Source organism: Dapis brunnea BLCC-M229 (assembly GCF_050015995.1).
In the GTDB taxonomy this organism is placed as follows: Bacteria; Cyanobacteriota; Cyanobacteriia; order Cyanobacteriales; family Microcoleaceae; genus Trichodesmium.
Genome location: NZ_JBNHEP010000295.1, coordinates 13,551 through 35,225 on the forward strand (window position 1 = coordinate 13,551; position 21,675 = coordinate 35,225).

At 36.4% G+C, this 21,675-nt stretch carries 18 protein-coding genes and 1 pseudogene; 10 read left to right on the forward strand and 9 right to left on the reverse strand.

Going from position 1 to position 21,675, the window contains the following annotated elements; genetic code table 11:
- Nucleotides 1–195: 195 nt before the first annotated feature.
- Entirely contained in the window at nucleotides 196–927 is a 732-nt protein-coding gene (locus ACP6PM_RS33825) for a hypothetical protein (protein ID WP_426591231.1), read from the forward strand.
- Between the two features lie 322 nt (nucleotides 928–1,249).
- Here the strand turns inward: ACP6PM_RS33825 and ACP6PM_RS33830 are convergent, their stop codons facing one another.
- Complete coding sequence (locus ACP6PM_RS33830; protein ID WP_426591232.1) at nucleotides 1,250–1,414, reverse strand: hypothetical protein; 165 nt, start codon at nucleotides 1,412–1,414, stop codon at nucleotides 1,250–1,252.
- A 20-nt stretch (nucleotides 1,415–1,434) separates the two neighbouring features.
- On the opposite strand from ACP6PM_RS33830, the gene ACP6PM_RS33835 reads away from it, so the two are divergent.
- Complete coding sequence (locus tag ACP6PM_RS33835; RefSeq protein WP_426591234.1) at nucleotides 1,435–3,132, forward strand: mechanosensitive ion channel family protein; 1,698 nt, start codon at nucleotides 1,435–1,437, stop codon at nucleotides 3,130–3,132.
- An 819-nt stretch (nucleotides 3,133–3,951) separates the two neighbouring features.
- Here ACP6PM_RS33835 and ACP6PM_RS33840 read toward each other — a convergent pair.
- Nucleotides 3,952–5,475, reverse strand: coding sequence for a SagB/ThcOx family dehydrogenase (locus tag ACP6PM_RS33840; protein WP_426591263.1), 1,524 nt, complete (start codon nucleotides 5,473–5,475; stop codon nucleotides 3,952–3,954).
- 290 nt (nucleotides 5,476–5,765) lie between these two features.
- Here ACP6PM_RS33840 and ACP6PM_RS33845 point away from each other — a divergent pair, with 290 nt between their 5' ends.
- Nucleotides 5,766–6,287 carry a pentapeptide repeat-containing protein gene (locus ACP6PM_RS33845; RefSeq protein ID WP_426591235.1) on the forward strand — a complete coding sequence of 174 codons (522 nt, stop codon included), beginning with the start codon at nucleotides 5,766–5,768 and terminating at the stop codon, nucleotides 6,285–6,287.
- 616 nt (nucleotides 6,288–6,903) lie between these two features.
- Nucleotides 6,904–7,899, forward strand: coding sequence for a ketol-acid reductoisomerase (ilvC, locus tag ACP6PM_RS33850; protein WP_426591236.1), 996 nt, complete (start codon nucleotides 6,904–6,906; stop codon nucleotides 7,897–7,899).
- A gap of 135 nt (nucleotides 7,900–8,034) precedes the next feature.
- Here the strand turns inward: ilvC and ACP6PM_RS33855 are convergent, their stop codons facing one another.
- Complete coding sequence (locus ACP6PM_RS33855; protein ID WP_426591238.1) at nucleotides 8,035–8,253, reverse strand: hypothetical protein; 219 nt, start codon at nucleotides 8,251–8,253, stop codon at nucleotides 8,035–8,037.
- A 383-nt stretch (nucleotides 8,254–8,636) separates the two neighbouring features.
- Between ACP6PM_RS33855 and ACP6PM_RS33860 the strand changes: the two genes are divergently transcribed.
- Nucleotides 8,637–9,317, forward strand: a complete 681-nt coding sequence (locus ACP6PM_RS33860; RefSeq protein ID WP_426591239.1) for a class I SAM-dependent methyltransferase — start codon at nucleotides 8,637–8,639, stop codon at nucleotides 9,315–9,317.
- A gap of 1,072 nt (nucleotides 9,318–10,389) precedes the next feature.
- Here ACP6PM_RS33860 and ACP6PM_RS33865 read toward each other — a convergent pair.
- The 3 genes from ACP6PM_RS33865 to ACP6PM_RS33875 all read right to left on the reverse strand — a co-directional run bounded on the left by ACP6PM_RS33865 (nucleotide 10,390) and on the right by ACP6PM_RS33875 (nucleotide 15,156).
- Nucleotides 10,390–12,771, reverse strand: a complete 2,382-nt coding sequence (locus ACP6PM_RS33865) for a VIT domain-containing protein (RefSeq protein WP_426591240.1) — start codon at nucleotides 12,769–12,771, stop codon at nucleotides 10,390–10,392.
- 511 nt (nucleotides 12,772–13,282) lie between these two features.
- Complete coding sequence (locus ACP6PM_RS33870) at nucleotides 13,283–14,269, reverse strand: Uma2 family endonuclease (RefSeq protein WP_426591241.1); 987 nt, start codon at nucleotides 14,267–14,269, stop codon at nucleotides 13,283–13,285.
- Between the two features lie 263 nt (nucleotides 14,270–14,532).
- Nucleotides 14,533–15,156, reverse strand: a complete 624-nt coding sequence (locus ACP6PM_RS33875) for a hypothetical protein (RefSeq protein ID WP_426591242.1) — start codon at nucleotides 15,154–15,156, stop codon at nucleotides 14,533–14,535.
- Between the two features lie 466 nt (nucleotides 15,157–15,622).
- Here ACP6PM_RS33875 and ACP6PM_RS33880 point away from each other — a divergent pair, with 466 nt between their 5' ends.
- Genes ACP6PM_RS33880 through ACP6PM_RS33890 form a run of 3 tightly spaced genes read left to right on the forward strand, consistent with a single transcriptional unit; the run spans nucleotide 15,623 to nucleotide 16,410 of the window.
- A complete protein-coding gene (locus ACP6PM_RS33880) occupies nucleotides 15,623–15,790 on the forward strand; it encodes a hypothetical protein (protein ID WP_426591243.1) in 168 nt (55 codons plus the stop codon).
- Nucleotides 15,791–15,842: 52 nt separating this feature from the next.
- The gene (locus ACP6PM_RS33885) at nucleotides 15,843–16,109 is read left to right on the forward strand and encodes a type II toxin-antitoxin system ParD family antitoxin (RefSeq protein ID WP_426591244.1); all 267 of its coding nucleotides are present in this window, start codon (nucleotides 15,843–15,845) and stop codon (nucleotides 16,107–16,109) included.
- The gene (locus ACP6PM_RS33890) at nucleotides 16,102–16,410 is read left to right on the forward strand and encodes a type II toxin-antitoxin system RelE/ParE family toxin (protein WP_426591245.1); all 309 of its coding nucleotides are present in this window, start codon (nucleotides 16,102–16,104) and stop codon (nucleotides 16,408–16,410) included. Before ACP6PM_RS33885 ends, ACP6PM_RS33890 begins: the two co-directional genes overlap by 8 nt.
- Nucleotides 16,411–16,580: 170 nt before the next feature.
- Here ACP6PM_RS33890 and ACP6PM_RS33895 read toward each other — a convergent pair whose 3' ends face one another.
- The gene (locus ACP6PM_RS33895; RefSeq protein WP_426591246.1) at nucleotides 16,581–17,693 is read right to left on the reverse strand and encodes a GUN4 domain-containing protein; all 1,113 of its coding nucleotides are present in this window, start codon (nucleotides 17,691–17,693) and stop codon (nucleotides 16,581–16,583) included.
- A 539-nt stretch (nucleotides 17,694–18,232) separates the two neighbouring features.
- Entirely contained in the window at nucleotides 18,233–19,558 is a 1,326-nt protein-coding gene (locus ACP6PM_RS33900; protein ID WP_426591247.1) for a hypothetical protein, read from the reverse strand.
- 365 nt (nucleotides 19,559–19,923) lie between these two features.
- Between ACP6PM_RS33900 and ACP6PM_RS33905 the strand changes: the two genes are divergently transcribed.
- Together ACP6PM_RS33905 and ACP6PM_RS33910 are read left to right on the forward strand one after the other, a co-directional pair.
- Nucleotides 19,924–20,175 carry a Uma2 family endonuclease gene (locus tag ACP6PM_RS33905; protein WP_339379475.1) on the forward strand — a complete coding sequence of 84 codons (252 nt, stop codon included), beginning with the start codon at nucleotides 19,924–19,926 and terminating at the stop codon, nucleotides 20,173–20,175.
- Between the two features lie 25 nt (nucleotides 20,176–20,200).
- Nucleotides 20,201–20,608, forward strand: a complete 408-nt coding sequence (locus ACP6PM_RS33910; protein ID WP_426591248.1) for a Uma2 family endonuclease — start codon at nucleotides 20,201–20,203, stop codon at nucleotides 20,606–20,608.
- Between the two features lie 730 nt (nucleotides 20,609–21,338).
- On the opposite strand, the pseudogene ACP6PM_RS33915 reads toward ACP6PM_RS33910, so the two are convergent.
- Nucleotides 21,339–21,485, reverse strand: a pseudogene (locus tag ACP6PM_RS33915) (RRXRR domain-containing protein); the annotation flags it as partial.
- Nucleotides 21,486–21,675 lie beyond the last annotated feature (190 nt).

Consider the following 21,675-nt stretch of genomic DNA (forward strand, 5'->3'; position numbering starts at 1 on the left):
TAGATTGAATATTGAAATAGATTGAATATTGAAGCATAGATAGAATTATAAACATATATTATATAACTGGATTCTATATTTAAATCTCCCCTTTATCTTTCAAGGAGATAAAAAAGGAAATTTAGGACTTTCTTGTCTCCTAATTAAGTAGAAGGTACTAATAACTGATAACTGATAACTGATAACCATTTAGCTATGGAAACAGATAAACTTTTAAGTGAACTTGAGAACAGTTTAGATTCTGAAGAATTACTACACCAAATAAAAACAGAACAAGAAGAAGAACAGGTTTCTGAAGAAAAAATATTTTCCCAGAAAGGCTTGATTATCTTGTTAATATCTATTCTCATGGTAGAGGTAGGAATAGTAATATATGCTCTACAAGCAAGTCAAAATATAGTTATTGTTTCACCAGAAGAAAAAACTATTTTGGAACAACAACAAGCAGAAAAAGATATAAAAGAAGCTAAAAGACTATCTGTGGAATCTAAGAGAACAATTAAATATCCCCCACTACCTTTAGCTACTTGGGAAGAGGCAGAAACAGAGTTACTAGAATCAATTAAATTATTAGAAGAAATTCCCAAAGGTACTACTGTTAAGAAAGAAGCCGATCGACTGCTACAAACTTATCGTCAAGATTATCATAATCTCCGAAAACAACTAATATTTGAAAAAACTGCAACTTCTAAGTTAGTTACTGCTAAAAAGTTAGCCACAGAAGCAAGTGTAATTGTGCAAAACCCACCTCATCCCCTAGAGGTTTGGCAAGATGCTCAAGCTAAATGGCAGGAAGCTATAAATTTACTTCAAGAAATACCTCAAGATGCTTTTGTAGCTCCCGAAGCAGTGGAAAAATTAGACCTCTATCGAATTAACTATCAGGCAGTTACTACTAGATTAGAAAGACAAAAAAAGTCAAATTAATTGAGTATTAATAATCATTATTAAAGTATGCTATTCCACGGAGGTTAAAAGTAAAAGTAAGATTCTCTGAGGAGCAAAACTTGAATAAACAACAATTTCAAATGATTATTTCATAACCAGGAGTGTAAAATTATTATTTGTGAGGTGATTGAAGTGAGTTGATATAGATTAGCTACTAATACAATTTATCAATCATTTATGGTTTAGGATTACAACTACTTTATAGTTTAATTTATAGTTGAGTATTTTTCCCTAACCCCTCACAAAGAGAAGAGATTTATACAGGATTTGATATTACTTTTCGTTAAATACTTGGATTTTTTTACACCTTCTTGCTTAAACTAGATTGAATATTTAAGATACCTGCCTCAATACCGAACCAATAACTTTTGGCCAAGACTTGATATAAGTACCAACAATAAGTATCATTGACTGGATGGAGATTAAGAAAAATTAGATTTTGAACTGCGTGAGTGAAAATTATCATTATGATAGGAGATTTAGAAAATGTTTGCAGTACAAAACTTTTTAGTTATTGTAGCAGAAATTGGTCTACTACTCTTTATTTTTCTTGCCGTTAATTGGTTAGTTAAACAAATTTTCAAACAACTAACCAAAGCTGCTTCTAGCAAGAAAATTAAAATCACAATAGAGAATATCCAAAGGAATACCCGGACTGCATTAACTGTAGGTAGTGGATTACTGGGTATACTAATATTAGGACTAAATAGTTGGCTAATATATCAGGGAGAAAATTTATTACAATATACAAAGTCATTTATTGATAATATTCCTGAAGAATTTTGGGTAAATTTAGGTATGGGAGCAGGTAGAAGTCTGTTCTTGTTATTCTTATTAGCCGCAACCCAACCTTACATTCAACGTTTAATAGAAAATCTATGCGATCGCACCAAAAGATTTGAATATATTACAGCGAACGATGAAAGTATAGAAGATTTCTTTGACTTTCTCAGTCTCAACCTAATTAACATTCTGTGGTTGTTGAGTCTAACCTTATGTACTCAGTTTATCCAACTACCAGAAGTAATTACGCAATATATGTATATTGCTGTAAGAATATATGTCATTATCACAGTTGGCATACTTCTGGTCAAAGCCAACATCGTAATTATCGATACATTAGAAGCACTAGCCCAAAAATATTCCAGTCCTAGCAGACTGCTACGCTTATATAATCGCCTCAGCCATCTACTCCCATTGTCAAAGCGATGTTTGGAGTATATAATATACGTGTCGATGGCAAGTTTAGTATTTCAACAACTTGAGTTCATTGCCTATCTAGCAATCATTGGTCCGAAAATCATACAAATTATCGGCATATTTTATACCAGTCGTGTAATTGAAGAGGTAGGCAAACTTTTGGCCAGAAAATTCCTACTCAGTGAGGACAAAGAGTTAGATGAAATTGACAGAAAGAGACGAGAGACTCTTTTACCATTGTTTGATAGTACCCTCAAATATTTAGTCTACTGTGGTGCTATCATTGCTATTCTCAATGTTCTAGGTATTGACTCTACTCCTATACTCGCAGGTGCTGGTATTCTTGGTCTGGGTGTGAGTATGGGGGCGCAGAGTATTGTTGAAGATGTGGTAGCTGGTTTATTTAATTTGTTTGAAGGTTACTACTTAGTAGGTGATTTTGTTGAGATTGATGATGTCAAAGGTTATGTGACTGCAATAGAGCTTAAAACTACTCGCATTCACTTTGAGGATAAAGACTATATTATTCGCAATGGGGAAATTGGTAGTATTGTTAACCATTCAAGATATAGTGAAGCAGTAGTGACAGTGAATGTTGCTTATGATGCCAATCTCGATCATGTTTACCAAGTTATAGAAGCAGTGGGGAAAAAATTAAATCAGGAAAATGAGGATGTGCTAGAAGCTACCTCAGTAGACGGGGTTGAGAAGTTCGATAGATATCAGTTAATCATTCAAACGACAACGGAAGTTAAGCCTGGAAAAAACGAAGACATAGAATTATGCCTGCGTAGAATGATAGTCGAAGCATTTGAAAAAGAAGGGATTAAAATGCCCCATCGTGGTCCTCAGAAAGGCAAGAAGAAGCTAGAAGATGAAGAGTTCGAGGATAAAGAAGAGGAAGAGGAAGAAGAGGATGAAGATGAAGAGGATGAAGAAAATGAAGAGGATGAAGAGGATGAAGAGGATGAAGCAGATAACTAATATCTGAATACTTATAAATCATGATTGAAGGAGTCATTAATCAGGAGTCATTAATCAGAAGGGAAAGAGTAAATTTAGAAGGAAGAAGGTTTATTATAACCTACATTCCGCACGACAAAATGTAGCATGAAAAACGGAGACAGGAGACAGGAGACAGGAGACAGGAGGCAATTAAAGTGGTCAATAGGAGTAAGTAATTGAGTATTTATGCTTAATATTTTCCTGAGAATCTGACTCCTGAGAAAGGTCAATGAATAGGATTTATAGAGTATAAATACGAACCCGCGCTACCATTTTTTATACTACTTTTAATATTACAACTTGACGTGCGGAATATGGGTTATAACTAATTATCCGTTAGCGTAGCTCCCCCGGAGGGGGCACATGATATAAGAGACTGTTTGTAAAGTTTTATCAGGGAAAGCGTTGGCGGAGCCTAGCGACAGCTATATCGACTTAGTGCTGAAGTCAGAGACTGTTTGTAAAATAAGTATTAAGAGACTTGTTGAGCAACTATAGTTATTTAACTTAAGAATGAAACACTTTTTCTGCTGAAATCCTTTTATAGACAGAGCAGTCGGAAAGCTGAGCATGACCTGGTAGATGGGATGGCGAGGAAACCTCGCCATATCCAATCTCCCCAATTGAAAAGTGCTAGGATATTTCCTTATATTCAATTCCCTCGCGGTTTTAACCAGAGGTAATTATCCATTATCCATTAATGAAACAGGAGTTTCACTTTTTATGTCGGCGACAGCGGAAACGCAAACATGAATTCCCCCTACTGTGGTCTACTAATCATGAAAACTACTATTATTCCTATTGTGGGCGACCTAAAGTTGTAATATAAACAACTGCCTCATCTACAGGAATACCTAAAACTTCATTCACACGATCGTCAAAGAAACCGCCGATACCACTAACACCTAAACCCAGATAAATAGCTGCTAAATTCAGTCTTTGCCCTAGATGACCTGCATCTGCATGGAGGTAACGATAAACCCGATCGCCATATTTGCCTACAGCTTTTTTCAGGTCGGCAGTATGAAACAAGACAACAGCAGCATCTCTACCTAAGTCTTGCCCTAAACACAGAAAATGTAACTCTTCTTGGAAATTTTTAAACCTAATTTGTCGCAGCTCTTGAGCCATTGGGGCATAATAATAACAACCCTCTTCTAAGCCATCTACTCCAGAAACTGCAATAAAGGTTTCAATCAAACTTAGGTCAAAATAATCAGGATTACGATCTAATTCTTGATTAAAGTAATGGTGGGGTTGATAAGTAAAGTCTAATACAGTCAATAGTTCCTTTAAAGCAATAGTCTCTCCAGTATAGACACGAGTGGAACGTCGTTTGAGAATTGTCTTTCTCAGACCTTCTAAGTTGTTACCCCATGAAATAGAGGGAGTGACAGTGGAAACTTTTGTACAAAATGGAAAGTTATATTTATCTTCTGAATGTTCTGGAGTTTCTCTTGTTTTCCAAGCAGGTACTTTTGGAGAATTTGAGTTAATGTGAGTGGCTTCATGTAAATATTTTAGCAGTTCACCATCTGCAATTAAAGGATAATCTGTTTGAGTGCCAGAAGGTAAAGCAGCTTGCCACTGAGGAAGATTTTGTTCAATATCTAGTAAGTCTGCTAGAGCAACAATGGCGATCGCCTGTTCTTGAATTGTATCCAGATAAAGCATTTGATTTACTGCTTTATCATTAAACCCCCCAATGAGATGTGGTCGATAGTTACTGAAAGCAGAAGCTAGTTCAATGTTCCCTAGTAAGTGACCTGTATCTAAAAATATTCGTCTATAGGCGCGGTCTTCGTAACGCCAAGCAGAACGATAAAAGATGGCAGTAATGGCGATCGCTAATTTTGTATTTTCTAGAGCTGGATGCCAAAAACAAGCATCCTGTAATTCTGGCCATATTCTATTGTCCCAAAATCTAAGTAATGAATGAGTTTTGGCCTGATAGTTATATAATCCTGCCGGTAATAGGGGTGTGCCACGGGAAATTAAATAAACTTCTGCTGGATACAACCCCCCAGCGGAAGGAGCTGCTCTTAAGTAATGACTTCCCATCATTGTTGGTATCTTACCAGTTAAGCCATAGCTACATACAAGTAAGTTGGATAGGTTTTCTCCTTCTTTAGAGTCTTTTCCTTGATTAATTTTTTCTTGCAGATAGGGTTTCAGGTCAATAGTTGTCCCAACTTTATACTCTTTGAATAGTATTGGTTGATTTTCCCAGTCTAGTTGGGGATTTTTACTCCGAATCGTTTCTGGGTCATATTTTGTCCGCTCATGGTAATGTTGAGCGATAGATTCTCTAATTTCTGGCATTTTTATTATTAGGATGCGTTTGACAATGATTCTAATAGACATTTCCAATAATAAAAAATCAAACCAATGACTTCCCCCTACTCCCTACTCCCTACTCTCTAATCCCTCTTTATGATTTTGACATTTATGAATGAAAATTTTACAAATCTTAAAAAAGGATTAGGATCTCAGTAATTTTTATCAGGCCATCTTAGTATGAATTCTAGTAAGTATCATAGGTATAAATACTTATTATTTATTTAATAAACGATGATTATCAACTGTTAACCAGTAGCTCTAAAAATATTAAGATGGAGAAGATGAGTGCAGAGGAATTACTATCGAGATATGCTGAAGGTCAAAGAGAATTTTGTGGTATTGATTTAAGTAATATAGAGTTGTTTGAAGCTGATTTAGAAGGAATTAATTTAGAAGGTTCTGATTTAAAAGGAGCTTATCTGCCATACGCAAATTTGAATCAAGCTAACCTTCAAGGATGTAATTTGCCAGAAGTAGAAATGGGAGATATTAAACTTTATCAAGCTAACTTATCTGATAGTAATATGCAAAAGGGAAATCTGTCGAGAGCTAATTTACGTAATGCTAATCTTCGTGGTGCAAATTTGAGTCAAGTTAATTTACAAGGTGCAAACTTATATAATGCAAACTTAACAGATACAGATTTAAGGTATGCAGATTTGAGAGGGGCTAACCTAGAAAAAGCAAAGTTAGATAATGCTAAATTGGGATGGTGTAATTTGTTTCGAGCTAGACAAGTTGATTTATCAATGGCAGAATCTGACCATACGACTATTGGACCTGATGGATATTGATTGTTAAAGAAGGTGTACGGAACTCAAAATTCAAAATTCAAAAGTCAAAAGTTATTAATGGATAATGGATAATTACCTCTGGTTAAAACCGCGAGGGAATTGAAGATAAGGAAATATCCTAGCACTTTTCTCAAGGGAAGATTGGATATGGTTAGGTAACCCATCTATCCCATCCTAGGTCATGCTCCGCATTCATGTCGGCGACAGCCGAAACGACCGCTTTTTCCCCTTGAAAGGATAGGCTTTTAACCAAGGTATTTAATTTATTAATTATTAATTATTAATTATTCGGTAATATTTTATAGGTTCAAAACTTTGACACCAAAGTAATTTTAGGAAATTATTTTACATAGAGAATTTAAAACTATTTGTGACATCTTTGAAGTGAATTGGTATTAGATGTGAAGTTTAGTTTGCATAAAAATAAAGTATTCAGTTTTCATATTTGAGGATATTTTAGAGACTTTTTATAAACAAAATACTAAGATTTGAATAGATGGGATAAATTTACATTCACAGATAATTAATATTTATTTTTCCTTCTTCTTTCTTACTTTGTTTGATATAATAAAAGTTTTGCATAAATAATAATAGTTACTGACAGGAGACAACAATAATGGCCAAAATGTACTATGACTCCGATGCTAACCTGGACATCTTAAACGACAAAACGATTGCCATCATTGGCTATGGTTCTCAAGGTCATGCTCATGCTCTGAACCTTAAAGATAGTGGCTCAAAAGTAATAGTCGGACTTTATCCAGGCAGTAAGTCTGCTACCAAAGCAAAAGAAGCAGGTCTAGATGTTTACCCAGTAGACAAAGCTGCCGAAATGGCAGACCTAATAATGATTCTCTTGCCAGATGAAGTACAAAAAACCGTCTATAAAAATGAAATTGAACCCCATCTCAAAGAAGGAAAAATCCTAGCTTTTGCCCACGGTTTCAATATTCACTTTGGTCAAGTTCTGCCTCCAGAAAACGTGGATGTAGTAATGGTAGCACCAAAAGGTCCCGGACATTTAGTTAGACGCACCTACGAACAAGGAGAAGGAGTACCCTGTCTATTTGCCATTTTCCAGGATGCTTCTGGTCAAGCCCGCGATCGCGCCATGGCTTATGCTAAAGGTATTGGTGGTACCCGCGCTGGTATTCTAGAAACTACCTTCCGGGAAGAAACTGAAACCGACTTATTTGGCGAACAAGCTGTTCTCTGTGGCGGTCTCAGTGCATTAATCAAAGCTGGGTTTGAAACCCTAGTAGAAGCTGGATATCAACCAGAACTAGCATACTTTGAATGTCTCCACGAAGTCAAACTTATAGTTGATCTAGTTGTCGAAGGTGGTCTGGCAAATATGCGCAATAGTATCTCCAATACTGCTGAGTTTGGGGACTACACTCGTGGACCTCGCATCGTTACTGATGAAACTCGCGCCGAAATGCGTAAAATCTTAAGTGAAATTCAGTCTGGTCAGTTTGCCCGCGAATTTGTCATGGAAAACCAAACAGGCAAATCTGTATTTACTGCCATCCGTCGCCAGGAAGCAGAACAACCTATTGAAGAAGTTGGCAAAGACTTACGCGCCATGTTTAGCTGGTTAAAGAAACGCTAAAAATTTCCTCGGAAAAGGGAAGAGGTCATTTCAGTTATTAGTTATCAGTTATCAGTACCTCCTACTTCAGTAGGAAACTTGAAACCTGATTTTCATATAACCTAAGATTTTCTCTTCCCTTACTTCTGTTAGCTGCTATTCTTTTTTACCAGGATTTTCCAACTCATCCACAGCTTTTTCTGTACGTTCATTAGTATTTTTACCTTTCAACCAATCAGGCCATAACCCAACCACAAATTTACGACTTTCTAAACTGGCATTTTGGAGAGGTTCAGGCATAAACTCCAGACTGTCTCCAGCAGTGACAAAAACTGTAGCCATAATGACGAATAACCATATTAGATTCTTATTCATAAGCTGATATTAATTTTAGATGTATTTGTTTAATTATAGTATTCCCATTAATAACAAAAATATCACAATTTATGATTAATTAGCATGACAAATAGTAGCACAGATATTTTTTGGTTCTATGAAGAGTAAGGAATGAGGTAATAGGAATATTCTTAACCTCTAATATAAAGTATGGTTGAATAACTGTTATTGCGAGCAAAGTGAAACAATCTCTAAAAGCTTGGGATTGCTTCCTTTTACTTGTAGTAAACATTTATTAATTTGGTATTACACCACTAAACTAATCCACTATTTTATCTGCGTCACGTCATTACCAGAAGGAAGCTATGTTTTTTGCTTCACTGGGATAAAATTAAGACTGAACAATTAGGACATAAAATATAATGTTTGAACAACAACCAGAAGCTATTCAACAAAAAGTAAAGAAGTTGGCAACTGAATCACAAAAAACAAATCCCACTGCATGGTTTGATATTTTATATTCTGAAGCTGAGGGTGATGCTACACAAATACCTTGGGCGCGTTTAACGACACATCCATATCTACAAGAGTGGTTAGATATTTCTCAACCACAAGGAGAAGGACACACTGCTTTAGTTATTGGGTGTGGTTTAGGTGATGATGCGGAAGGTCTAGCAAAGTTTGGTTTTCAGGTGACAGCTTTTGATATTTCGACTAAGGCGATCGCCTGGTGTCAGGAAAGATTTCCTGATTCTTCGGTTAACTATTTAGTTGCCGATCTATTAGCCTTAGATTCTGAATGGCATCGTAAATTCGATCTAGTAGTGGAGTCGCGGAATATTCAAGCTTTGCCAGTAGAGATGCGATCGCAAGTTATTAATTGCATTGCTCCTTTAGTGGCAAATAGGGGTACACTTGTGGTAATTACTCGCATACGGGACAATGATTCTGTACCTGATGGTCCTCCTTGGCCTTTATCGGAGAAAGAACTTGCCCAGTTTATTGAGTTAGGATTACAAGAAGTTCGGTGCGATATATTTTTATCTGAAGCGGGTGAAAATACGATTAAACAAGTTCGGATTGAATATTGTTTGAATGCTTGACATACTCCCGACGTTGTTGCGCTTAAGCGACAACGCGGGATTCTTCAGCTTGGGAAATTATGACCGCAGTTTTGATAAGCGATCGCTGCTTGACAGCTAGAAAAAGTTGTTCTAATCTAAGATTAGATAAGTATTTTGGAAAAATAGTAGCTTTTTCAGAAATTATGCAGAACCGCTATATCTAGTAGGGGTGAATGGCATTCGCCCTCTACGGATAGCGTATTGTCTAATAATTTGCGTAAGTCCTGTTATATCAAATCTGCTTGCAATGGAAGTGTTATATCAAATCCAGATAATTACTATAACCTCCGTCATTGCGACTGGAACGGAGTGGAAGGAAGCAATCTCCGCGCACCCCTGAGATTGCTTCCTATCGTCGCAATGACGACTGTTCAACCGGATTTTATATCATAAGAAACCGGGTTTGTGGGAGGTTAATGTTACTATTGTAGGGCATTTGATACAAACCCGGTTTCTCTGCTTTTTTATACCGATACTACCGGATTTGATATTATCTACCATCTCAAAAAAAGGTGCGTGACGGCAAAATTTCTGGAGTTTCCCTAAAATTGAAAAGAGCTAGACAGGGATTTTGCCACGGATGCACGGATGATGGAAAATAATGATAATCTCAGCATTTTTCAAAGGCGTTGGTAATTGGTGGGATGATTTTCTACTAGGGGTGATACCCACCAGTTACTCTGGTTAAATATTTAGAGGTATTAAAACAGATTACTTTTAAAGTTTCATCTCTTGATTTACCAACGCATTTTCAAAGGATGGCGATCGCTACATTCAGTTATCAGTTTTTCTGCCAGAGTCAAATAAAATATATCGAGCGTTCGATATAAATATTTTACTATTTATATTATGTTCGGTTAAATAGTTATTATAATTAAAGTTCGTAGTAGGGCTTCAGCCCTACTACAAACCATATACTTTATTATAAGTGATTATCCGAATATGATATAATTTACCATCTAAAAAAAGGTGCGTGACGGCAAAATTTTCTGAGTTTCCCTAAAATCCAAAAGAGGATGCCGTCACACACCCTACGATTTGCCACTTGTTATTACGAATTAACTTTTATTGTAATTGAAATCTTGTCTGCTGCACCGGAGGGAACGCGCCATTTTAGTAGCGATCGCTTAATTTCTGCTACTACTTTTTTATCTTTCAATGTAGAAGTTTCATCATCTAAAATGACTTTAAGTACGCGCTTACCTTTTACCTGCAATTCCAAAACTATTTCACCATGAATATTTGGTGGTATATTCACATTTTGTAGATACTGTTGCAGATTTTCTTGTGCTGCTCCATCTAAGCCAGTAACCTGAATAATTTGCAAAGTATTATGAGTGAGGTTTAGAGAATCTTGCTTTTTGTTATTTGCTCTTCTCCTTCTTCTTAAAGGCTTTGGATCGATAGAAATTGCTCTTTCCTTTTCTTGCTCCATCCAATCTGTTGCTTCAGATCTAGACGCATCTGAAAGTTCCAATTTAGCCATACTCATCATTGCATTTTCATCGAGTGCACTTCTTCTTCTTCTTCTTCCCACAGGGCGTGACGTCATCCGAGCACCTTCCAGATTTTTTGCTTGATATTCTGCAACTGCTGCACCAAAAATTCCCTCATAACTCACTCCTTCTGCCATTTCCAGAGGAACTTCCATCGAAATGCTCTTACCACCCGGTTCAACTCGCACCTCTTCACTAACTGCTACAAACGCTGTATATTCAGATAACAATTGATAACTCAAAGCAGTCTCTGTCACTTTACTTACCATCGACTTCTTCTCATAATCAAACATCTGATTCGTCAAATGCTTAATTTTTTGCCGTCCCCAAAGTTGAGCAACTGCCACATTGCCACCTTCAGCAAAATTAATTGGGAAAGTCTGCTGATAAATTTCTCCTCCCGCAGCAATACCATTGACTTGCAACTCACCTGCCACAACATCCTGTTTTCGCCCAAACAAAACTAAAGGTTGTTCGGCAAATAAATCTGGAATTGCCACCGGATAAACTTCTGGCGCGTCACCCTTACCATGCCAATTAATCTCAATTTGAGTCAATACAGGATTATTAATTTGCTGGAAAAATTTCTCTGCTACTTCCTCAGTCGGTTCATCCTGTCGCACGACTCTGGCAATACCCCGCCCAATTTCTGCTAAACGGTTAATCAAATATCGATTCACCGAACTACCAACGCCAAAACTATAAAGTCGGTTACCCGGTTGGAGTTTGTCTTGCACTTCCGCCAATACTGCTTTTTCATTACCAATATACCCATCAGTCAACATGACAATACTCCGCAGTCTTCCCGCAGATGGGGAGGGAAAATTCAAAACTTCCCGGATACCATTGAGCATTTCAGTGCCACCCCTAGCATTTAATCTATTGATATAGTTAATTGCCGTAGCAATATTTCTAGGTGTATTCGATAAGGGTGTTTCTGATAATTTTTGGGCTGTATTAGAAAAGTCGATAATTGTGAAAGTGTCGTTGGGGTTAAGTCTGTGGATAAAACGGCGCATTAATTCCTGACATTTGAGCAGGGGGTCTCCTCGTTGCGAACCCGAAGTATCCATCAGGAAAACAACATCTTTCGGTACAATTTCATCGCTGCGATACCGTAATGCTGGAATTAGATAAAGAGCAAAATGTCCGCCACGTTCGTCTGCTTGAGTTAATACTGTTGCTTTAGTATTATTGCTAGCAACTTGATACCGGAGGATGAGGTCTTTATTGGGGATAGTATCTTCGTTCCCTAATTTGACTGTGACAATTTCTCCCCGCTCAGATTTTTGAATTTGGTGAGATATGGAATGAACCTGAAAAATTGGCATCCCAGCATCTATTTCTACAGTGACACCAATATCATGTCCCGAACGAGTCGCCGGGGGAACTATTGGTGGGGTAATTTGGCTAGCATCGGGAACTTGGTCTGTATCCCCACTTCCATCTAGAGGCGTTCCCGGAATATAGCGAGGTCCAACTACCATCGGAAAAACAAATTCATAGTCGCCACCTTCAAACTTCAGGGAGTCTGTATAGCGAATAATTACATCTATTTGTTCCCCTGGTTTAATATTGGCGAGAGATTGAGTGAAAATATTGTCGCGCTGTTGTTCGAGTAACCCAGCAGTACGACCCTCTCGTTTAGCTTTTTGGTAAATTTGTTTTGCTTCTTCCCGTTTTTTAATATTGCCTTTAATCAGGCGATCGCCGATTTTTATTTCCATTTCATCAACGGCAGCTTCATCTGGAAGTGGGAAGACATAAGTTGCTTCTAGAGGTTCGGTGAATGGGTTTTCAAATTTTTGAGTTACTTCGACGCGGGATAGGTTGCCCGCTATTTTTGCTTTAACTTCCGTGTGTTTCAGAGGAAAAGTCAGTTTCTCCTCTGAGGATACAACGTATAATCCTGCAAGAGTTGGTGTATTTGTAGACATAAATTTGTATGCTCCTAAAGAAATTAATTAGTTTTGTAATACATTAATTCCCCTTGTAACACAAGCATTTAAGGATTGTCTGTTAAGAATTATGTATTATACCAATTCCCATGCATTAATGCTATACTTTGGTAACACTTCAGCTATTAAGTAATTCATACAGGTTAAATCACCTTTTTGCTAACTTGAGGTAATAAATATGTTAATCCAGTCTTATGTTTACTTCTCCCTCACTCCCCTACTCTAGTAAATTAGTAAATATAGAAAAGCTTTTGAGAAATGGTATTATTATGGTCAGCTTACAACAGTTTTTAGGTCAATGAACCACATTTAAAAAATGATTGCCCAATAGGGACGTTGCATGTAAAGTCCCTGCTGAGGTCTACCCAAATGGATAATTATTTTTGATCGTAATTATCAATTATCCATAGTATAGCAGTTGAAGCAAAGGTTAGGACATTTCTAAATATTGAAACCCTTTGATAGTCTACTGTTCCCTGTTCCCTATTCCCTATTCCCTAGCGCGTAGCGCTATATATAGTTTTCGCAATTCATCTGTTGAGGAAATTTGGGGAATTTGAGATACTATTGTCTCTAATAATTTCACATCATCTATTTTTGAAATATCTGATAAAATTCCCACATATTCATCACCAAACTTCAGTTTTAATCCCATTTCAATTGCCAATAATAATCCCTGTTTAATTTGAGCATCTTTTAGAGATATCTCAGCATCTTTTTGGAAGATTTGAGCATCTTTTAGAGAAATTTCAGCATTTTTTCGGGAGATTTGAGCATCTTTTTGGGAAATTTCCAGATTTTTTTCTGTTGCTATTTCATCTCCTGTTTTAATTACATTCCCATCAGCATCGCACCAACGCAACCAAGTACCATTAACATTTTCAAATACACCATTCCATAGAGTTAATCCCAAATTAACATGAGCAAACCAAGCATGATTTTTAGGAATATAAAAATTAACTTGTAGTTGAAATACTTGCAGTACAGTTTGACTAAGTTTTTGCAATGGATCGTAGACAACATAATAAGGAATTCCTAACTTTGCATAATCCGTTAATTTACTTCCTAATTCATTGCCGGGAGTCGGAGAAACAATTTCTATTACGATATCTGGTGCTTTGCCAAATTCCCAGAATAAATAAGAGCGAACATTACGCTCCCACCATTCTTTCTCACCAATAATATTCAAACTTAAAAAGACATCAGGTACAATTCCTGAATCTAAAAGATGAGAAAATAAACCCACATTGGCAGCAACAATAAAAGGAACATTTATAGGTATTTCCGCACCGCTATAAAATACAGTTGTGAGCAGACGTTGTTGTTTTTCATTAATAAAACTATCCAAGGGAGTGTCATCCTCTAGAATCATGTGACTGGTGTCTGGATCTCCATGGGGGAAGCGAGTGTCATTCTCCAGAATCATATTATTAGTGTCTGGATCTTCATGGGGCAGAATAGTCAATTTTTCTGACATAATTACCTCCAGATTAATTGGGGCATTTTTAATATTAGGACTTACACAATACAAGGTATTTTCGTCATTGCGACCTATAGGGAAGCAATCTCAAACCCTAATTTTTCGTATCTCATGCGTAAGTCCTGAATATATTATACAGGCAAAATAATAACCAATTCAACAATTAACAATTAATAATTAATAATTACCTCATTCTTATAAAGAAGAAGATTTTTCTCAAAGGAATTTTTTTTGTTTCTCCTTTAGAGGAATCAAAAAAATTAACTGTTCAATTGTTTAATAGGCAAACTTAAAATTGCTAAAATCTTAGAAACATTTATATCTTCTGCATTTTCAATGACTAACTCCTCATTATTAATAGCAACATTTTGACCAGAAAGTTTGAGAAAGCGCCAGATACGACCAGTCGTAACAGCACCATAAATACTTTCAGTTATTCTATTTCTGGCTTGGTTAAACCTCTGTGCTGCCACCATTTCTGCAATACATTGACCTAAACCTACATTTGTACTTTCATTTTTAGCTTCAACAATTGTTATTACAGGAGCTTCTATTTCTAAAGTGAACTCTGAAGCACTCAAAATGTAGTCACAAAACCCATTTAGCCCGCTGGTAATATCGACATTAAAATCTTTGCCAGAAAACAAGCTAATTTTACCATCAAATATTTCTCTTATTTCTATCAACAAGGGTGCAATAATTAACTCCGAACGAGCTTTTTCAGTATTATTATCAAAAGCAACTTTGAGATTACGTTTCAGAGTCATTTTCAAATATTCACTCGGTTCAACTAACTCGATATTAGGAAATAGATTAACCATATTAATACTAAGGTCAAAAGTCGCTTGAACTTGATTAATAGTTTTAAAATCACTGTAAGCCATTTTTACATAGTCCTTAAGTTCAAAAATAATAATAATTAAATTGTTAGCTGACCGGAATGGCGATCGCTCATTTATCTTTATTTTGTTTGGTAGGGGTTTGATCTCCAAACCCTGACAATATTGAATTGTACCAATATCACCGAATTTGATATGAGATATAGCAATTATCGAATCTCGGAGGTAAACTTACGATCCCCCTAAATCCCCCTTTTCAAGGGTGACTTTGAAGTCCCCCCCTCTTTTGAAGGGGGGTTAGGGGGGATCGAATATCTGTACCTCACAGATTAAAGAATTGTTGTAGCTAGTTTATTATTACTTCTGCTATTATAAATAAACAATCCTTTTTTTGGAGCATAATATTGATGGAAACACTCTTATTAAGTTATGAAGAAGTTGGGAAGATTGGTAAACAGCTTTATCAAAATAGTATCCGCGCTGCTGTTTAAACACCATAGAATATAGGTAAATGGTGATTATTGATATTGAAAGGGAGGATTATTCTGTTGATAAAGATGATTTAAAAGCAGCAGATTATCTCTATGATAAAAATCCCCTAGCTAGATTGTTTGGCATTCGTATTGGATATAATGTGGCTGTCTCTTTTTGTGGTAATATGGAGCCTGTTAGCGAGTGATTTCTAGTATTGTTAATAATGTTAGTTTAATAAAAAATCAGGTTATGTAGTTATGAATATCATCTTAAGTTCACAACAAGAAAAGTTTATTCAATCTCAAATTGCCAAGGGAAAATATACCAACATTGAGGAAGTTATTGATTCTGCTTTAAAACTATTAGAAAAACAAGATTATGAACAATGGCTTGATGAAACTCGCCAAAAAGTTCAGGTGGGTTTAGAACAATTAAAAAAGGGAGAAAAAGTTGATGGAGAAATTGTTATTGCACAATTAAAAGCAAAATTTCAGCAGATGCGAGAGGAAAATTTAAGTGAATAAATATAGTCTTTCTCAAGCAGCTATTCGCGATTTAGATGAAATTTCTAGTTATTTTGCTAACGTTAGTATAGAAGCAGGCGATCGCTTTGTTCAACGTTTTGCTGAGAAGTGTAGAAATTTAATTAAGTTTCCGAAGATGGGACGAAGTTATGCTGAAATTATGCCTAATTTAAGAGGTGTTCCTTTGGATGGTTATATTATTTTATATCAAGTAACTGAGATGGAAATAGAAATTGTCAGAGTAATTAGTGGATACCGTAATTTAGAGTCTTTATTTTTTGATGAAGAGGAAAGTTTATGATTAGCAGAGGACAAAGTAGGGATGCTTTATGCAACGTCCCTACAGGGTTATCATTTTTTTAGTGTGGTTCATTGAGCTGAAAACTGCTGTCATACTGATAACTGATATCTGAGCGATCGGCGATAAATGGGTTATAAAAAACTGATAACTGAATAAAGCGCCGGAAACGGTTATATGTTACACTTGACAAGTCTTTGCGCGAGAGAAGAGAAGCTAAACGAGAGAAGAGGCCAACTAATCGCTACCATCCAGAGGAATCGTTCAAGCCATGAAGCGCGTGGTATCGGGAGGTACCCCATGTAATGTGTATCTAAGCTAAAAGTTAGGTCAGAGTAATACAACCATTTCCCCTTCTGATGCCATCCGACTTCCTTTCCGAACGCTTCCCATACTTTCTTATCATACTCTCTTGTACCACCCAAACTCTGATAAATTTCCTTTTGCACAGAAAAGCCAAACTTACCATTACTGTATTTTACCCAAAGTTGGTCAATTGTACGGAGATCTGTACAAGGAAATTTATCTATATCTTCTATATCGAGCCAACTTTCCTTTTCTCGCCCTGCAACTTGCAACATACAACGAGATGTTTCCTCATCTGCTTCTTTCCACTTTCCCTCACTCAGCAATTTCTTTAATTTATTATAGTCATAAGCAACATCAGACTTGAGTTCAACTTCAGAGAACTGTAGAGAAATAGCAACAGGCATTTCAGGCCAAATTTTATTTAAAGCTTCTACCGAAATAGCTAATCCTTCCGCTCCCTCATTCTCCATATTGGTAGCTACACCCAAAACACGATCGCTCAGATCAACTACAGGTGCGCCACTATAACCTTGACGAAGGCGATCGCCTTCATTAATTAACAAATTCCAAGCTATCACCGTTTCATTATTTTGACGAGCAAAACGCTTTTTCCCTAGAGTTCCATTAACAGTTTCCAGCATAACGTTTTTATTTTCACCATAGAGATAATGACCTGCTATCCGAAACTTTTGATTTTCTGCTTCGGATAAACTTATTAGCTGGAAAAGTGGTACATTCAACTTTTCAACTCCCAACACTGCTAAATCAAAACCATTAACATCTCCTGTTGAAATAACTTCTGCCGGAATATTATTAACCAATAAATTTTCCTCACCACCCACACCCTCAACAACATGGGCACAAGTTAGCAAATAAGTATAATTATCTGCTTGATAAAAAGCAAATCCAGTTCCAATAACATTTGCTTTTTTACTACTACTAATTAAAACAATAGATTCTTCTAGGGATGGACTCATTTAATTCTAATAGATATATTTAAGAAAATACTGAATATTATAAATTATTGATGTACAATAGTAGCAAACTGTAAAGTGGCGAGAATATCGATTTTTTCTAAATCATCGTAGTCTTCAAGAATTTCCTCAAAAGCTCCTTAATTAAGAACTGCATCGCACAAGGCAAGAATTAATTAAGATTGTAGTTGAGCTTTAGCCCACTCTTGATTTAGGGCTAAAGCCCAACTACAAACAAGAAACTTACTTTGGCAGTAATTTTTAATTTTATCTCAATTTCTCAGTTGCTTTTACTTCTTCCTCTAATTAGTAGCTGACGGCTGAATGCTTATTCAAAATCCCCCTTTTCAAAGCATTTAAAATATGTAGGTGTTACCTAAGAAATTTTCTCAAACAATTTTACCACTTTACAAAAAAACTATGCACTTAATTCAAAAAAATAGGTAGACGATTTCCAAATATCCCCTACCTAAATATTTAGAGCGAAAAACTTCATCTGTGCATCCCTGACAAAATTTCTGTGTTGCCTGACTAATTTCAACTTATAAATTTTTCTGTTTATTCTTAGCAAATTTCAATAATTCTTGAGCTTCTTGATAATAAGTTGTTCCTGGTTGAACATTCTCTAACTGATTAATAATTTCCTGTAACTTACTAGTAAGTAAACCTCGATCGGAATTATCAACAGCATATTTTTGCCAATCTGCTATTAAATCTTTACCCCGCTTAAAAGCTGTTCCTGACTCCCTTTCTACTTCTAAACGCATTTTAGCTTCACTCAGTTTTACCTGATATTCTGCCAATTTAGTTTGTGCTGCTACATAACTTGGGTTATCTACAGAAATTTTCTTTAATTGATTAATTGCCTGTTCCCATAAACTGACTGCCAATTGCAATTTCTGTTCTGGATGGGGTTCATTTTCAGAAATTTTACCTGCTTGCAAAACAAATTGTCTCGCTGCTTCAATTATCACATCACTACGTTTACTACCACCAGCTAAACCCACCTCTGCTTGAAAATCTCGCTTAGTTGCTGCTAATTGTGGTTTTGCCATTTTTCCAGCAACAGTAACAGATGGAATTTGTGTTAACTTATCTATTCCAGTTTGCCAGTTAGCGATCGCCTGCTGTTTTTCTGTGGAGGTTGCAGCTTCTAGATATTGTTGTTTAGCTGCGGCAATTTTTTGTTCCGCCTCCGTTAACAATGTTTGAGCATTTTTTTCTTGAAATATCTTCGCCTCCATTCGCCCTACCTGTTTTCTCGCCGTTTCAAATTCATCTAATGTGAATTTCCAAGAACAACTGAAAAAGGTACAATATCTTTCAGGATAATAACCCAAAAACCAGACAGGCAATTCATCAAGATGTTTTTGCGCCAAAGCAACTTTTTCAGCACCAAAATTGATATCTGCGCTGGAAGTTGCCTTATTAATTAATTGGTCTGCTTGTTCAACATTAGCGATCGCCTCTCGATAGTTATAATCCATATTTATATAACTAGGAATCAAAATTATTGGTGCTACTTTCGCCACAGGTTTACGAATCATTGGATAGGGTAAATTTGCTACCCAAACTATCCCTGCCATTCCCACTAATGCAGCAGGTATCCAGGCAATTTTACTCAACATTCCTGGTGGTTTATTTGCTTTAGCTGCTTTCTGAATAACTGTTTCACTAAAATTAGGAAATTGGTCTTTTACTAAATAACTTAACTCTTCTTCTTTTAGGGGTTCTCCTGATTGGAAAGTTAACTTATCCAATCTTTTCATTACTATATTTTTTCCCACTTCCCCAACCAAATCTTCCTTAGCACATTTGTCAACTTCTACCTCTAATATTTTATAGGCTCGGTCATATAAACGTGGCATATCTTTACCTCTAGATTTATTAGTTATATTATACTCGGATAATCAGTGGAGCAAGATATCTAAAACGGTGCAATGGTTCGTTATGAGCGATTTTGAAACAATTCTGATAGCTTAGATTTTAGCCATCTAATCTACCTTATAACAATAAACTTTTTAGCTGTGTCAGTCCAGTAGATTGCGTTAAGGTACAACTCAACATATATAACTTATTGTTGGGTTTCCTTTGTCAACCCAACCTACAAAGTGTCAATACTTTTTTATTATTGTAAGCATTTAAGAGAATATGATTTGTCAGGAAATAACTAGGTTTAAATCATGTTTCTTTAGTAATAAATTAATTACGAATTTACTCGGAGATATACTTAATGACTGCCCAACCTAAAAACCAACTAATGACCTCTCAAGAATATCTGGAATGGGAGGAAAAACAACCGATTAAATATGAATATATGAACGGTCAAGTTTTTGATATGACTGGAGGAACTATTCCTCATAATTACATTGCGGTTAACTTAACTACAGTCTTAAAAAATCACCTGTGGGGTAAAGTGAAATATCAATGGCAGATGCTAAACTTGGAGTTTTTGAAGTCTGACCTTTTTATTATCCTGATCTAATGGTTATATCATGTCCGGATAATGAGTGATAGAACTCCGTTCTGCTGACCTGTTTCATGTCGCGTTTGCGTTAGCATTCCGTAGGAAAGCGAAACAAAAAATTTTTGTTTGTAGTAGGGCTTTAGCCCTAAATTATAGATATTGCTCAAGCCCTACTACAAGCTTTAATTATAACTATTCAACCGGACATGATATTACTTACAAGGAACAAGATAGAGGTGCAACTAAAATTCTTTATTATCCTTGCTTAATTGCTGAAATTTTGTCTCCTGATACTGAAGCAATTGAACGCGGTAAAAAGTTTCAAAATTATCGTCGTCTTTCTACTTTGAAAAAATATCTTTTGATTAATGCACAAAAGATGATAGTTGAATGTTTTCGACTTAATCAAAATGGCATTTTGGAACTTTCTAATTATGGGGAACAAGGATGAGGTAAATTTAACTTCTGTAGAGCTGAGTTTTCCAATTGAGGTACTTTATGAAGATGTGGTTTTGGAGGAATAGTCTAGTAGGTTGGGTGAAGCGATCGCGCAACCCAACAGATACCTATGGTTTTCACCTAACAAGTGGGAAATATCTATTGTTGTTGGGTTTCGGTCCCTCAACCCAACCTACCAGCGCGTCCAGACTAAAATTGTGGGTAAAATCTCCCCCCTCTCCTTGCAGGAGAGGGGTTGGGGGAGAGGTCTTCATTGACTCGCTCTTTACCCACATTTTAAAGCTAGACGAGGTACTACATTCTGACCACCTAGTGTGATAATCCAATACACCTATCTATGCAAATCTATGATTATCTCTAGATAGCTTGTTCTATTCCTGTTTCTACCTGGTAACGTCGGCGTTATCCAATCCACAGGCTGTCACGGTCGTTTGCTTCGCAACGCTGGCGCGAAACGCGTTAGCGGAGCTCTCACTGACCGCCATAGCTAGATTTAAACTAGCATTTAAGTCTCGATTTATAGCCAACAGTTACAACCCCCACCTCCTCATCTCCCCATCTTCCCCCTCTCTTTTTAAATAGATCCCAAATGGGTTCTATATCAGAGGATGGTCGGCTAGGCTGAAACGAGGAGCCATCAGTTGGAGTCGTAGGGCAAACGCATCTTATTTTAAAGTTCTGACAGGGCAAGGATGTCAGGCTTCTGAGTATTTATACTCATTTTCGAGCAAATATTCTCTTAGCTCATAGCCATGCAATTCACCTTGCTGATATTCAACTCCTGATATTTCAGGGCTTTGCATTAACTGAGTGTCAAACCTCACTATTTCTTGAGATAATTCAGTTATAGGACAATATTTAATCAATTGCTCTGGTTGGAGTCGGACTTGGGTAAATCTTGACAACGATTACATTCATAATTCGTCAAGAAACGACTGTATGTGTTGCTGTTAGAATCGCCGCCAGCACAGACACTCGACAGCTCCTCGATGGACAGCTCCTTGAGGGTGTTGGCCGAGATTTGGACATTTGCGATTTGGTTTTTGTTAGTTTTGGAAT

Coding starts and splice junctions, on each gene's coding strand:
- ACP6PM_RS33865 (WP_426591240.1), bottom strand. CDS start 12,771: ATGTCTACAAATACACCAACTCTTGCAGGATTATACGTTGTATCCTCA.
- ACP6PM_RS33895 (WP_426591246.1), bottom strand. CDS start 17,693: ATGAGTCCATCCCTAGAAGAATCTATTGTTTTAATTAGTAGTAGTAAA.
- ACP6PM_RS33840 (WP_426591263.1), bottom strand. CDS start 5,475: ATGCCAGAAATTAGAGAATCTATCGCTCAACATTACCATGAGCGGACA.
- ACP6PM_RS33835 (WP_426591234.1), top strand. CDS start 1,435: ATGTTTGCAGTACAAAACTTTTTAGTTATTGTAGCAGAAATTGGTCTA.
- ACP6PM_RS33830 (WP_426591232.1), bottom strand. CDS start 1,414: ATGATAATTTTCACTCACGCAGTTCAAAATCTAATTTTTCTTAATCTC.
- ACP6PM_RS33855 (WP_426591238.1), bottom strand. CDS start 8,253: ATGAATAAGAATCTAATATGGTTATTCGTCATTATGGCTACAGTTTTT.
- ACP6PM_RS33875 (WP_426591242.1), bottom strand. CDS start 15,156: ATGGCTTACAGTGATTTTAAAACTATTAATCAAGTTCAAGCGACTTTT.
- ACP6PM_RS33825 (WP_426591231.1), top strand. CDS start 196: ATGGAAACAGATAAACTTTTAAGTGAACTTGAGAACAGTTTAGATTCT.
- ACP6PM_RS33860 (WP_426591239.1), top strand. CDS start 8,637: ATGTTTGAACAACAACCAGAAGCTATTCAACAAAAAGTAAAGAAGTTG.
- ilvC (WP_426591236.1), top strand. CDS start 6,904: ATGGCCAAAATGTACTATGACTCCGATGCTAACCTGGACATCTTAAAC.
- ACP6PM_RS33845 (WP_426591235.1), top strand. CDS start 5,766: ATGGAGAAGATGAGTGCAGAGGAATTACTATCGAGATATGCTGAAGGT.
- ACP6PM_RS33905 (WP_339379475.1), top strand. CDS start 19,924: ATGACTGCCCAACCTAAAAACCAACTAATGACCTCTCAAGAATATCTG.
- ACP6PM_RS33885 (WP_426591244.1), top strand. CDS start 15,843: ATGAATATCATCTTAAGTTCACAACAAGAAAAGTTTATTCAATCTCAA.
- ACP6PM_RS33900 (WP_426591247.1), bottom strand. CDS start 19,558: ATGCCACGTTTATATGACCGAGCCTATAAAATATTAGAGGTAGAAGTT.
- ACP6PM_RS33870 (WP_426591241.1), bottom strand. CDS start 14,269: ATGTCAGAAAAATTGACTATTCTGCCCCATGAAGATCCAGACACTAAT.
- ACP6PM_RS33880 (WP_426591243.1), top strand. CDS start 15,623: ATGGTGATTATTGATATTGAAAGGGAGGATTATTCTGTTGATAAAGAT.